This is a genomic window from Trinickia sp. (genome assembly GCF_051954495.1).
Lineage (GTDB): Bacteria > Pseudomonadota > Gammaproteobacteria > Burkholderiales > Burkholderiaceae > Trinickia.
This window is the reverse complement of the sequence record NZ_JBQCHR010000041.1, coordinates 1-12,869: the sequence shown is the minus strand read 5'-3', so window position 1 is coordinate 12,869 and position 12,869 is coordinate 1. Positions and strand designations below refer to the sequence as shown.

The window sequence follows — 12,869 nt, the reverse complement described above, 5'->3', positions numbered from 1 at the left end:
CCGATGCTGTTCAATTCGTTCATCTTCCTGACGCTCTTTCTGCCTATCGCACTGATCGTCTATTACGCCGCGGGCGCGCGTTCGCCGCGTACGGCGGCGTTGTGGCTGTGTCTGTCGTCGTTCGTTTTCTATGGGGCATGGGCGCCCGCCTTCGTCGGCTTGCTCGTCGCTTCCATCGCATTCAACTATGCGATGAGCCGCGCGATACTCGCCGCCGAGCCCGGCTCGCGCAGCGGGCGCGGGTGGCTCGCCTTCGCGATTTGCATCGACCTCGGCGTACTCGTTCGCTACAAGTATTTGTCGACGATGGCGAGTGCGCTCATCGCATGGCTCGGTCTATCGCCGCACGGCTGGCTCGCGCCGGCCGCATCCAGCGTTGTGCTGCCGCTCGGCGTGTCGTTCTTCACGTTCACGCAGATCGGCTATCTGCTCGATTGCCGTGCGCGCATCGTCAAGCGGCCCGACGCGCTGGGGTTCGTGCAGTTCGTGACGTTCTTTCCGCATCTGATCGCCGGGCCGATCCTGCATCACAAGGAAATGATGACGCAGTTCGCGCAGCCTGAAACGTACCGGCTGCGCGCGCAAAACATCTCGATCGGCGCGAGCGTATTCGCGCTCGGCCTTGCCAAAAAACTGCTGCTCGCCGATCCGATCGCCGCCTATGCCGACGCCGGGTTCGCCGCACCGGCCGCACTCGGCGCGTGGGCAGCGTGGGGCACGGCGCTCGCGTATGCGCTGCAGCTTTACTTCGATTTCTCCGGCTACTCGGACATGGCGATCGGATTGGCCAAGCTCTTCGGCGTGCGGTTTCCGTTGAACTTCAATTCGCCGTTCAAGGCCACGAGCATCATCGATTTTTGGCAGCGTTGGCATATGACGCTCACGCGCTATTTGACTGCGTACCTGTACTACCCGCTTTCGATGCGCATCAATCGCCGCCGCGCGGCGCGCGGTTTGCCGATCGGCCGTGCGGCCCAGCGCTCGCCTTCGGGCTTCGTCGCCACGGTCGCGGCGCCGACCTTCTACACGATGGGGTTGGCGGGCATTTGGCATGGGGCGGGTCTGCAATACCTGATCTACGGCTTGCTGCATGCGGCCTACCTGACCGTCAATCACGCCTGGCGGAGCTGGCGTGCGACGGCGCAGCCCGGCGCGCCGCGTGCGACACCGGCGTGGCCGAAACTGCGTCATGCCGCGAGTGTCCTGACGACGTTCGCGGCCGCGCTGGTGGCGTTCGTGTTCTTTCGCGCGCATGGGGTGGGCGACGCCCTTGCGATGCTGGCGGGCATGGTCGGCTTGCACGGCTTCGGCGTGGGCGAGTGGCCCCCGCTCGATGCCGCCTCCGATGTGCTCGGTTGGCTACGCCTTGCGCTGGGTCGCGCCATGCCGGCGCCGCAACTTGCACTGCTGTTGGCGATCGCTTGGTTCGCGCCGAATTCGCACGAGTTGATGGGCCGCTTCTCGCCAGCCCTCGAGCGCGCATCGACTACCGTGCCGGCGCGCTTCGCATGGGCGCCGTCGTGGCGCTGGACGGCCGCGGTGGTGCTGGTGCTGCTCGTCTGCGCCGCGCAGTTGCATGGCGAAGCGCGCTTTCTCTATTTCCAGTTCTAAATGTTCGATTCGAAGGAGTTGTCGATGACGTCAATCCAAGCCGGCTTGTTGGAACAGGCCCAAGCGATCGTGGAGTCGGTGGTGCTGAGGCGAGTCGATGCCGATACGCCGTTGCTCGAATCGGGACTCGTCGATTCGGTCCTTGCCGTGGAAATCGTGCTGCGTGTCGAAGTGGAATTCGGGGTGCAGCTTCCGCCCACCGAGATTGCCGAACATCTGGCCAGCGTGTCCGCGCTCGCGGCGTTCATCGCGGAGCACGCATCGAACGCCGGTCAGCGATAGGCGGCGAGAATGCGTTTCGATCTTGCCGAAAGCCGATTCGTCGAAACCGACCGGTGCGCCGATGCGCCCGCCGTCATTGCCGCCGACCGGACGCTGAGCTGGCGCGAGCTTGCCGACGCCGCGGCCGCTTGGCGCGATGCAGCCATGGCCGAAGGCATCGAACGCGATGTGCCCATCATCGTGCGCGGCCATAAGGAAGCCGCGTTTTTCGTCGCGATGGCGGGCGCGCTGTTGCTCGGCGCTCCGTTCGTGCCGGTCGATACGGTTTATCCCGACGAACGCCTGCGCCGCATCGCGCGTACATTGGACGCCGCCGTGTACTTCGACGCACGCCGCGGCGCCTTCGAACGATTCGAACCGGCGCAGAGCGCCGTTGCCGCACACGCCGTCGTGCAAGCGCAGCCGGCGACGCTGCGAGAAAAGAACCTGGCGTACGTCTTGTTCACATCGGGCACCACGGGCGAGCCGAAGGGGGTACAGATTGGGCGGGAAAGCGTGCAATCGCTGGCCGAGTGGATGACGGGCGACTTCGCGCTAGGTCCGACGCCTGTCTTCATGAATCAAGCGCCGTTCAGTTTCGATCTGTCGATGTATGAAGTCTTCGGCACGCTGGCGTTGGGCGGCACGATCGTGATGATGTCGCGCGCGGCGTGCCTGCCCGGGGCGGCCTTCATCGACGCGCTCGTTCGGGCCAGCGTCACCACTTGGGTGTCGACGCCTTCCTTCGCTCAGCAGCAATTGCTCGACCCGCGCTTCGCGCAGGCATCGCTGCCCATGCTGCGCACGTTCTTGTTCTGCGGCGAGATGCTGCCGGCGCCGCTCGCACGGCGGTTGCGCGAGCGGTTTCCGCAGGCGCGCATCATCAATACCTATGGCCCGACCGAGGCGACTGTGGCGGCGACGTGGATCGTCGTCGACGACGCCGTGTTGGCCGCGAATCCGGAGCGTTTGCCCATCGGCGTCGCTCGGCGGGGCGGCGAGGTCTTCGTGGAGGACGGCGAGTTGTGCATCGCTGGCCCTTACGTCATGCGAGGTTATCTGAATCGCGCCGATTTGAATGCGACGCGCATGTTCTCGCATGCGGGACAGCGCGCGTTTCGCACGGGCGACATCGGCAGCGCGGATGCGCGCGGGCTGCTGTTCTGCCACGGCCGCATCGACGATCAAGTGAAGCTGAACGGCTATCGCATCGAGCTGGCGGAGATTGACGCGGCACTGGCTTCGATGCCCGGCGGGGCGCATGCGGCGGCGGTGCCGTTGCGCCGGCCCGACGGGGCAGTGGCTCGAATCGTCGCTTTCGTCGAAACGGGCGCGAACGACGAGGAGGGCGCACAACTCGCGCTGCCGGCCGATTGGCGCGCGCGGCTGGCCGAGCGCTTGCCGCCGTACATGATTCCGTCGGAACTGATCCCGTGCCGGTTGTTGCCGCTGACGGTGAACGCGAAGATCGATCGGGCGCGCTTGGCGGATGATTATCGGAATGCGATGACCGACTCGTTGGTGCGCAGCGATGGACGATAAGCGGGTGACACGTGCAGGCGCCGGCCGGGTTGAACGGAGTTGGCGGTGGATGCGGTTCATGGCGGGGGATAGTGGCGGCGCGCGCACTGTGAACGCAGCCGCAGCCGCCCGCTTCGCGACGGTCGCGGCGCTTGCGTGGGCTTCGATCTCGACCTCGGCGTACTCGTCGGCGAACTTGGCCGCGGCCCCAACCGGCGCGGCCGGATCGATTGAACCGGCCGCGGTTGCATCGATGATCGCCGGCGCCGTATCGCCGCCGCTCGCGCAGGGTATCGTCTGGCAGCCGGATTCGAGCCATGCCAACCCGCACGGCGCGTGGGATGCGCTGGGCGTGACCGATCTACTTGTGCAATGGACGGCGGTGGACGACGAGGCTCTGATGCCCGGCGCGGGAATGCCGACCGCGCCGCGGCTACCGGATTGGAAGCGCATCGGCAAAGAGCCGTGGGCGCGCGACGTGATCGTCGGCTTGGCGGGGCGCTTCGACGAAACCGAGGCGCGCGCTCGTGCTCCAAAGCTCATTGCGCAATCGCTGGCGCTGGCTTCGGCCCGTTGGCCGATGAACGTGACGGGGTGGTATTTCCCGGTGGAAGTCGATCCGACGTGGAAGAATGCGCGGGCGCTGACGCCGCTGCTGGAGCGGCTGCCCAAGCCGCTTTGGATCAGCGTGTACGACAACTCGAACATCGGCGGTGCGGCGCTGGCGGCGTGGCTCGATACCTGGCTTCCGCACGACGTCGGCGTGTTCTTCCAAGATGGCTGCGGCGACTACGTGCGCGAACCGCGCGTGGCGCGCGCTTATGCCGACGCGCTCGCCGCGCGTTTGGGTTCGGCGCGCGTGCGCATCATCGCCGAAGCGTTCCGCGGCATGCCCAAGGGTGGTTTTCGCGCGGCCAAGGCGGCTGAACTGACGCCCCAGTTGGAAGCGTACCGCGGCTACCGCACCTACCTGTTCGATGGGCCGCACTATGTGTCGCCAACGCTCGTGCGGGAGATCGTGGAGCGCGGGGGCGGTGAGCGGCAACCGCAGGATCGTTAAAGGGTCTCGCACGTCGCCGGCAGACGGTGCCGGCATCCGCCCGATGCGCCGCGCGCGACATGGTGCGCGGCGTTTGTCCGCAACGCTTACAGCTGGCTCATCCCGCCATCGGCGATGATCTCCGTGCCGACGATGAACGCCGATTCGCTCGATGCTAGATGCAGCACCGTCGCGGCGATTTCGCGCGGCTCGCCGAAGCGGCCGACCGGAACTTGACTGCGGATGTTTTCCGCGGCCGAGTCGAGCGCCTGTGCATCGAGGCCGAGCTTGTTGTAAAGCGGCGTTGCGACCGGGCCGGGGCTCACGACGTTCACGCGTACCCCTTGCGGCAGCAATTCCGCCGACAACGTCTTCGCAAACGAAATCAGCGCGGCTTTGCTGGCCGCGTAAATCGCGGTCAAAGGCATGCCAATGTGCGCGTTGATCGATCCGTTTAGTACAATCGATGCGCCCCGGTTCAGCAGCGGGGCAAGCGCCTGCAGCTGGAAGAAGACGCCTTTCACGTTGCTGTCGAAGATCAGGTCCCATACCGCTTCGTCCGCCTCCGCCAGCGAGGCGAACTTCGCGACGCCGGCATTGACGAACACCGCGTCGAGCCGAATGCCCGCTTCCTCCAGCGTCCGCGCTAGATCGCGTGCGGCGGCGATCGTTCCCGTCTCGTTGCGCACCGCGAGCACGGCGGAGCCGAGTTCGCTCCGAGCGCGTTCGAGCGCTTGCGGGTCGCGGCCGGTGATGACGACTCGCGCGCCTTCCGCCGCGAATGCCTGTGCCGTGACGAAGCCGATGCCGCTGCTGCCGCCCGTGACCAATACCGTTTTACCCGTGAAGCGTTCCATGATGTTCTCCGAAAGAAATGTCGTTCGACGACGGTGAAACCATAATGGACGCCCTGTGCGAGATTGCCATACGATTTTGCTGATGCACTCGTTCGAAGGAGTCGAACATGTTGTCGGAAGAAGAGCTGTCCCTTTTGGAGGCGATCCGCACCACGGGAAGCCTGTCGCGTGCCGCGGCGCGGCTCGGCAAGGCGCCGTCGACGGTGTCTCATGCGGCCCGCCAACTGGAGACTCGGTTCGATGCACTGTTGTTCGATCGGCGGGGATATCGGCTGCGGCTCACGCCTGCGGGGCAGCTACTGGCCGATGACGCCGCGCGGCTCATGCAGGATGTCGACCGTCTGACGCGTCGCGTGCGGCAGGTGGCGAGCGGCTGGGAGGATCGGTTCTGGATCGTGACCGACGAGGTGATCGAATTCGAATTGCTGTTGCCCGTGATTCGCGCATTCGATGCGCTCGATTCGGGCGTGACGCTACGCGTGACGCATGAGGTGCTGGGCGGAACGTGGGAGGCGCTGCGCGACGGCCGCGCGGATCTCGTCATCGGGGCGACGAACGAGCCGCCCGCTATTGCTCACCTGCGTTGGCTCGAACTGGGGGCGATGGACTGGGTGTTCGCGGTGTCGCCGCGGCATCCGCTGGCGCGGGAAAGGGCGCCGCTGTCGCGCGAGCGCATTGCGGCGCATCGGGCCGTGGTCGTGGCCGATAGCTCACGGATGACGCTCGGGCGGGCGTACGGATTGCTGGGCGGGCAGGCGGTGCTGGCGGCTCCGACCATGCACGCGAAGATCCTGGCTCAGCGCGAGGGGCTCGGCGTGGGGTGGCTGCCGCGGCATCGAATTGCGTCGCTGCTCGAACGCGGAGCGCTGGTGGAGATGAAGACGGCCGATCCGCGCGAGCCCAACACGCTGTATGCCGCATGGCGCGGCGACCAGGATGGGCGCGCACAGCAATGGTGGATCGAACAGATGAAGCAGCCGAGACTGGCGAAGCGGATCGTTAGGGGGATCGACGCGTTCGGTTAGTGGGTCTATGCATGCCGCACTGGGAGGGTGCCAGCTTAGCTGCCCTTTGGCTCCGGTTCGGAAGTCGCGACTGCTGGCGTTGGCCGCACGCTAATCACGCAAAGGAGATGACAAGTCGTTTGCCGCACGCAGTCGCGTATTTGCGCAGCGTCGCGAACGACGGCGAGTGCTTCTCGCTCGATAGCGAGCTTTCGAGCCGCGATACAGCCGAGGCCGTCGTGCCCATTCGCTCGGCAACTTGCGCTTGCGTCAGTCCAGCATCACGGCGGGCGGCCAGCAGTGCGCGAAGTGCGGCGTAGTCGTCTTCGAGCGCTGCATACGCCGCCGCGACGGCGGGATCGGCTAGCAATCGATTGGTGTCTTCGTCGGTATGCCGTACGGGGCGGAATTCCTCGGACTTCCGACGGTTTAGCGGATTTTTAGACATCGCGAACCTCCTTGAGGCGAGAGCGTGCACTGCGTAGCTCGTTCATGGGCGTTTCCGGCGTTTTTTTTTTTTGACAAAGGAATGCAAGATGACGACCTCTCGGCCAACATGCGTGCAGTAAAAAACGCGACCGATGCCTTCCCTACCTTTGGCTCGCAGTTCGAATAGTCCGTCACCCATGGCGCGTGAATGAGGCATGCGCAAATCAGCGCCGAATTCTTGCATGATTCCGAGCAGTCTGAGGTAGTCAGCCAGTATTCCGGCTGGTAGAGCGAAGACCTCGCGCCTGACTCGATCGCTGTAATAGGTGATGGTCCAATTGTGCGGCATGTTAGCAAACTTGCTATGTTGGCGCAATCGAAGATGCCGCCACCTTGGTCGAGCAGTGCCAATGCTCGACTATCGGCCGACGGGCGATCGGCGGTGCGCATGGCCGCCAACAGCGGGCGCACTATGGACGAAATACCCCGCCGCAGGGCGTTTTCGCCGTGAAAATCAGACGAACAAACCCTCAAACGATGCAGGCGCGATCGACTCGCGCGCGATCGTTGTTTAAGAGCCCGAAAAAAAACGGCGACCGGCCGGGGCATGCCCGGCCGATCGCCGCTTTGTCTTGTACGACCGCTGCTAAATCAGAACCGATGGATGATGCCCACGCCCGCGGCGAACAAACCATTGGATGCAGACGGCGTGCCGTTGAACCCGTCGCCGATCGTGGCCGTCGCGTCGATCACGCCGCCGTTTGCATTGAGCGTCTGACCGTTCGCGTGCGTGTACGCCTCGAGCATGTAGAACGCCGTACGCTTGGACAGCGAGTAGTACTGCGACAGCACGATCTGGTGATATTGCGCGCCGTCGTTCACCCCATTAGCCTTGGACGCCTTCGTGTAGCTATAGCCGCCGGCCAAATCCAGCGCGGGTGTCGCCTTCCAATGCAGCACCGCGCCGTACGTATTGAACACCGCCTCGCTCGCGAACTTCGAATTCGGGCCTGGAATGTACTGCACGTTCGAATACGACACCGACAGATCGAACGACGGCGTGAATTGCCATCCGCCTGTCACGGCGATGCGCTGCTGCGCCTGCGCGAGCTGATAGCCGTTGTTCAGCGCCGACACCGCGGGCTGGCTGCCGGCGTTGCTCACCGTCGAGAACGAGCCCCAGGCGCCGCCGCCTTCAGCCGAGTTGTTCACCCTTTGAAAACCCGCCGCAATGCCGAGCGGCCCATTGGTGTACTGCGCCGCGGCGCTCCAGGTCGAGCCGGCGTTGAAGCTGCCGGGCTCCCCGCCGATCGAGTACGAACCGCCCAGCGTGAAGCCGCCGATCTTCGGCGACATGTAGACGAACGAATTGTTCGCGCGGTAGTTCGTGTCGAGCGAATCGATATCGCCCGGATGCGCCCCGAATGCGCCAGTCAGCCAAGTCGTCGGGCTCCACGGCGAAAGCAGCGTGTAGTAAGCCGTGTACTGCCGGCCGGCCGTGAACGTGCCGAGCCGTGCGTCGGCCAAGCCCACATAGGCTTGCCGATTGAACGCGAGGCCCGAGACGCTCATCGACCCGTTCGCGCTGTTGAATCCCTCTTCGAGTTGGAAGATGGCCTTCGTGCCGCCGCCGAGATCTTCACTGCCCTTCAGACCGAAGCGGCTGCCCGCCCAGATGCCGTTGATCATTCTCGTCGCGGCCTTTCCACCGGACGTCGCGCCGAGCGAGGGCGCCGTATTGCTCTGATAGCCGATCCCCGTATCGACCACGCCATACAGCGTGACGCTGGTTTGGGCCTGCGCCGCACCTGCTGCGAGACCGGCGGCCAAGGCGGCAGCCGAGAGTTTCCATACGCGCTTGTTCATTTTGTCTCCGTTTGATGCCTGCATCGCGCCGACCGGTTGCCGCTCGGCTGGAAATTCGCCGCGCATGTGCCGGCAAGTGGTATGTCATACGTCATCGTATGACTAGCAACAAGGCGCATTGTGAGTCAGGGATGAAGCGATTTTTTAGTGGGGAAAGTACTAAGAAGACGCGCCGAGGCGCGTCGTATACGGCGGATGTACGATGACTTCGCGGTCGATCAGTCGTGGCTGCGCGCCTGCTTGTAGGCGCGGCGCAGACGTTCGCGGCTGTTGGAAAGGTGCATGCGCATGGCGGCGCGGGCGCTTTCCGCGTCGTGCCGGCCGATCGCGTCGAGAATGCTCTCGTGCTCGCGGTTCACATGCGAGAGATAGGCTTGCGGATCTTCATCCGCGATGCCGGCCGAATCGATGCGCTCGCGCGGAATCAGCGCGGTGCCGAGTTGCGTGAGGATATCGACGAAGTACCGATTGCCGGTGGCGCGTGCCACGGCAATATGGAACTTCAGATCGGAGTCGACGCTGGCGCGCCCGGTATCGCGGGCCACGTTCAGGGCATCGAGCGCGGCCCGGATACGTGCGATGTCGTCCGGCTGCGCGCGTTGCGCGGCTAGCCCGGCGCATTCGGTTTCGAGGCTGATGCGCAACTCGAGAATGGCGAGCACGTCGCGCAGCGTCGTGGCCGGGATCATCTCGATGTCGAGAGCCTTCGCGCGCGATTCGAGCACGAAGCTGCCGATGCCGTGACGCGTTTCGATCATCTTGGCCGCCTGCAGGCGAGAGATCGCTTCGCGAATGACAGTGCGGCTGACGTTCATCGCCTCCATGAGCTGCGTTTCAGTCGGCAGCTTGTCGCCGGGCTTCAACACGCTCGTTTCAATCTGCTCCGTCAAACGACCGACGACGAGTTCAGCCAGGTTACGGGCGCGCCGCGGCGGGGCGGCGAGGGGCGATGCGGACATCGGTTACCTCTTGGAGACGACTCGGTACGAAATCGTACCCATTATAGCCGTGTGGTTGTCCGATGACGGACGAATGGCGGCGCACCCGGCGCAAGGGCGACTGCCAACTCGCTCGCTCATGCTCCATCCGTCTGCTTGACGCGGCGTTTCGGCTGCGCCGCCGAAGAGTTGCCGCCCGCTTGTATCGAATCGCCGAGTGCATCCTGCAAGTACAGGCCCATGACGTGCTCCAGCTCGTCGACGGCCGCGGCGCGATGCGTCATCGTCGAATCGCCCTGCACGGCCACGGCCGCCTTCATCAGCTGCTGAACCACGGCGGCGCGCACCTGCGCTTGCGCCGGTTTCATGTGCGGCGCTTTCGCGCGCAGCACCGCCGCGATCTCACCGCGCAGACGCTCGCGCACACCGGCTGCGAGCGGGTGGGCGCCGCCATGCGCCTCGGCAAGCGGGGCGAACGCCGGGTGCGCCGAGCGAAAGGCGACGAGCGCGCGTGCAAGGCGGTGCGCAAGCGCGGGCAAATCGAGCGTAGCGGCGGCGTCGCGCAATTGCTGGAAGTCGCTCACCAATGCTTCCACATAGCTTTCGAGCAAAGCATGAGCGAGCACGTCCTTCGTGGGGAAGAATTGGTAGAGCGAGCCGATGGAAGCTCCCGCGCGCGCGGCGATCGCCGTCATCGTCGCCGCATCGAAGCCCTTCTGCGCGAATTCCGCCCCGGCCGCGTCGAGCAGCGCAGCCACACGCGCACGGCCGCGCTCGCGCCGCGGCGCCTTTGCATCGGGCCGAGCGTCGTCCTGCGCCTCGCTTGCGTTTTGTGAGGGTGTCCTCATATAATTAATTTGTGAGGGTAACCTCGTAATTAAACCCGTTTTGTCTTCGTCGGTCGATCCCGATCGACATCACCGTACCCGAGGCATTCAGCATGGACACCCTTGATCCCCGTACGACGGCGCTCGTTCTCATCGATTTGCAGCAGGGCATTCTGCCGTACGCCAAAGGCCCGCGCACGGGCGACGCTGTGCTGGAGGCGAGCGTGCAGCTCCTCAAACGCTTCCGGGAAGCGGGCGCGCCGGTGGTCCTCGTGCGCGTTGGCCCCAGCCCCGATTTTGGCGACACGTTAAAGCAAAGCGTCGATCAGCCCACGCCCGTGCCGGCGAGCGGCCTGCCCGAGAATTGGTGGACGTTCCCGCCCGAACTCGGCGTGGGCGAGCGAGACATTCTGATCACGAAGCGGCAGTGGAACGCCTTTTACGGCACGGAACTCGATTTGCAATTGCGCCGACGCGGCATCGAAACGATCGTGCTCGGCGGCATCTCGACCAACATCGGCGTGGAATCGACGGCGCGCGCCGCGTTCGAGCAAAACTACTCGCTCGTGCTCGTCGAAGACGCCATGAGCTGCGCATCGATCGAACAACACGAAGCATCGGTCCGCTACATCTTTCCCCGCCTCGGGCATGTGCGTCGGACAGAAGAGGTGCTGGCGGCGTTGAGTGCGTGAGCCCGGAGCATGCGCGAGGAAGCGCGAGCAAGCGCGTAACACATCATGCCCCCACGCCCGCTCGCGGCTGCGGCACCTCTTGCCGCGATGGCGGCGCGTGGGCCGAATCGAACTAGATACACGGCTTTCCAGCTTTCGCATTTGATCGAAATGCGCGTCAAACCTCGTCCTTCAGGGCGGGGAAGGATAGCGCGGACGCCGCAGGCGTCCTCGCCTGCGGTTAGTGTGGCGTTTTCTGTTGCTCGATGTACTGGCGCACGATCTCGATGGGCGCACCGCCGCAGCTCCCGGCAAAGTAGGACGGCGACCATAGTGCGCCGCCCCACAACTTCTTGCGGATACTGGGGTAACGTTTTTGCCGGATCATGCGACTGGACACGCCTTTGAGACTGTTCACGAGCGACGACACCGAGACCTTGGGCGGATAGTTCACCAGCAGGTGAACGTGGTCGTCCTCGCCGTCGAACTCCACCAGTTCGGCCTCGAAGTCGCGGCACACGCTGGCAAAGATGCTGCGCATGTCGTCCAGGATCTCCTTGGTGAAGACCTCGCGCCGATACTTGGTGACGAAGACCAAATGCACATGCATCAAGAAGACGCAGTGTCGGCCATGCCGAATGTCTGGATTTTCTCGCATGGACCAAGTGTACAATAGTCCGATGCAGCGTCTCCAAGCCTTCAAGTTCGAGCTTCGTCCTAACGGCGAGCAGCAGCGCGACATGCGCCGCTTCGCTGGCGCGTGCCGGTTCGTCTACAACAAGGCGCTGGCGTTGCAGAAGGCCAATTACGAGGCGGGCGGCAAGTTCATCGGGTACGTGACGATGGCCAAGCACCTGACCGAGTGGCGCAACGGTACAGAGACGCCGTGGCTCAAGGATGCCCCCGTTCATCCGCTGCAACATGCCCTCAAGGACATGGAGCGGGCGTACAAGAATTTCTTCGCCAAGCGTGCCGCCTTCCCGAAGTTCAAGAAGCGCGGGCAGCATGACAGCTTCCGCTACCCCGACCCCAAGCAATTCAAGCTCGACCAAGCCAACGGGCGCATCTTCCTGCCCAAGCTGGGCTGGATGAGGCTGCGCCTGTCGCGCCCGGTCATGGGCGAACTGCGCAATGTCACGGTCAGCTTGTCGGGTGGTAAGTGCTTCGTCTCCATCCAGACCGAGCGTGAGGTCGAGCAGCCGGTGCCGCAAGCCATGAGCGCTGTGGGTATCGACATGGGCATCGCCCGTTTCGCCACGATGAGCGATGGCAGCTTTCTCGCCCCGCTCAACAGTTTCAAGAAACATGAGGCTCGCCTGCGCCGCGCGCAGCGGGCGATGAGCCGCAAGACCAAATTCAGCCACAACTGGAAGAAGGCGAAAGCCCGCGTCCAGCGACTCCATGCCCGAATCGGCAACGCCCGCCGCGACTACCTGCATAAAGCCACGACCACGATCAGCAAAAACCACGCGATGGTGTGTATCGAGGACTTGCAGGTGCGGAACATGTCCAGGTCCGCGGCAGGCCGTGTCGATGCGCCAGGCAAGAACGTCCGAGCCAAGTCGGGGCTGAACAAAGCCATCCTCGACCAGGGCTGGTTCGAGTTCCGCCGGCAGTTGGAATACAAGCTGACGTGGAGTGGAGGGTGGCTGGTTGCCGTGCTGCCCGTGAATACAAGCCGGACTTGTCCAGCTTGTGGATGTCTGAGCGCGGATAACCGGACCACACAGGCGAAGTTCGCCTGTGTCGAATGCGGTTACGAAGAGAACGCCGATGTTGTCGGCGCGCTCAACATTTTGGCGCGGGGACACCGCGTTGCAGCCTGTGGAGAGCCGGTGCAGTCGG

14 protein-coding genes are annotated in these 12,869 nt (G+C 64.3%); 7 read left to right on the top strand and 7 right to left on the bottom strand.

Annotated features, from left to right (window positions below; genetic code table 11):
- The first annotated feature begins 3 nt into the window (after positions 1 to 3).
- The 4 genes from ACTHNR_RS07065 to ACTHNR_RS07050 all read left to right on the top strand — a co-directional run bounded on the left by ACTHNR_RS07065 (position 4) and on the right by ACTHNR_RS07050 (position 4,453).
- Positions 4 to 1,611, top strand: a complete 1,608-nt coding sequence (locus tag ACTHNR_RS07065; protein WP_440546853.1) for an MBOAT family O-acyltransferase — start codon at positions 4 to 6, stop codon at positions 1,609 to 1,611.
- Between the two features lie 24 nt (positions 1,612 to 1,635).
- A complete protein-coding gene (locus ACTHNR_RS07060; RefSeq protein WP_440546852.1) occupies positions 1,636 to 1,893 on the top strand; it encodes an acyl carrier protein in 258 nt (85 codons plus the stop codon).
- A gap of 9 nt (positions 1,894 to 1,902) precedes the next feature.
- Positions 1,903 to 3,414, top strand: coding sequence for an AMP-binding protein (locus tag ACTHNR_RS07055; RefSeq protein WP_440546851.1), 1,512 nt, complete (start codon positions 1,903 to 1,905; stop codon positions 3,412 to 3,414).
- Positions 3,415 to 3,646: 232 nt separating this feature from the next.
- Complete coding sequence (locus tag ACTHNR_RS07050) at positions 3,647 to 4,453, top strand: hypothetical protein (protein ID WP_440546870.1); 807 nt, start codon at positions 3,647 to 3,649, stop codon at positions 4,451 to 4,453.
- An 86-nt stretch (positions 4,454 to 4,539) separates the two neighbouring features.
- On the opposite strand, the gene ACTHNR_RS07045 is transcribed toward ACTHNR_RS07050, so the two are convergent.
- On the bottom strand, positions 4,540 to 5,289 hold the full coding sequence (locus ACTHNR_RS07045; protein ID WP_440546850.1) for an SDR family oxidoreductase: 750 nt from the start codon (positions 5,287 to 5,289) through the stop codon (positions 4,540 to 4,542).
- 107 nt (positions 5,290 to 5,396) lie between these two features.
- Between ACTHNR_RS07045 and ACTHNR_RS07040 the strand changes: the two genes are divergently transcribed.
- Positions 5,397 to 6,314: a LysR family transcriptional regulator gene (locus ACTHNR_RS07040; RefSeq protein ID WP_440546849.1), complete on the top strand. Its 918-nt coding sequence runs from the start codon at positions 5,397 to 5,399 to the stop codon at positions 6,312 to 6,314.
- A gap of 94 nt (positions 6,315 to 6,408) precedes the next feature.
- On the opposite strand, the gene ACTHNR_RS07035 is transcribed toward ACTHNR_RS07040, so the two are convergent.
- From ACTHNR_RS07035 to ACTHNR_RS07015, 5 genes are all read right to left on the bottom strand, one after another.
- A complete protein-coding gene (locus ACTHNR_RS07035) occupies positions 6,409 to 6,741 on the bottom strand; it encodes a helix-turn-helix domain-containing protein (RefSeq protein ID WP_440546848.1) in 333 nt (110 codons plus the stop codon).
- A 42-nt stretch (positions 6,742 to 6,783) separates the two neighbouring features.
- Complete coding sequence (locus ACTHNR_RS07030) at positions 6,784 to 6,966, bottom strand: type II toxin-antitoxin system RelE/ParE family toxin (RefSeq protein WP_440546869.1); 183 nt, start codon at positions 6,964 to 6,966, stop codon at positions 6,784 to 6,786.
- 407 nt (positions 6,967 to 7,373) lie between these two features.
- A complete protein-coding gene (locus tag ACTHNR_RS07025) occupies positions 7,374 to 8,588 on the bottom strand; it encodes a porin (protein WP_440546847.1) in 1,215 nt (404 codons plus the stop codon).
- A gap of 218 nt (positions 8,589 to 8,806) precedes the next feature.
- Positions 8,807 to 9,547 carry a FadR/GntR family transcriptional regulator gene (locus tag ACTHNR_RS07020; protein ID WP_440546846.1) on the bottom strand — a complete coding sequence of 247 codons (741 nt, stop codon included), beginning with the start codon at positions 9,545 to 9,547 and terminating at the stop codon, positions 8,807 to 8,809.
- 116 nt (positions 9,548 to 9,663) lie between these two features.
- A complete protein-coding gene (locus tag ACTHNR_RS07015; RefSeq protein WP_440546845.1) occupies positions 9,664 to 10,374 on the bottom strand; it encodes a TetR/AcrR family transcriptional regulator in 711 nt (236 codons plus the stop codon).
- Positions 10,375 to 10,466: 92 nt separating this feature from the next.
- Here ACTHNR_RS07015 and ACTHNR_RS07010 point away from each other — a divergent pair, with 92 nt between their 5' ends.
- Positions 10,467 to 11,045 carry a hydrolase gene (locus ACTHNR_RS07010; RefSeq protein ID WP_440546844.1) on the top strand — a complete coding sequence of 193 codons (579 nt, stop codon included), beginning with the start codon at positions 10,467 to 10,469 and terminating at the stop codon, positions 11,043 to 11,045.
- A 220-nt stretch (positions 11,046 to 11,265) separates the two neighbouring features.
- Here ACTHNR_RS07010 and tnpA read toward each other — a convergent pair whose 3' ends face one another.
- Positions 11,266 to 11,682 carry an IS200/IS605 family transposase gene (tnpA, locus tag ACTHNR_RS07005; protein WP_440546843.1) on the bottom strand — a complete coding sequence of 139 codons (417 nt, stop codon included), beginning with the start codon at positions 11,680 to 11,682 and terminating at the stop codon, positions 11,266 to 11,268.
- 22 nt (positions 11,683 to 11,704) lie between these two features.
- On the opposite strand from tnpA, the gene ACTHNR_RS07000 reads away from it, so the two are divergent.
- Positions 11,705 to 12,869: RNA-guided endonuclease InsQ/TnpB family protein (locus tag ACTHNR_RS07000; protein ID WP_440546868.1), on the top strand; the 1,165-nt coding region annotated here is incomplete at its 3' end.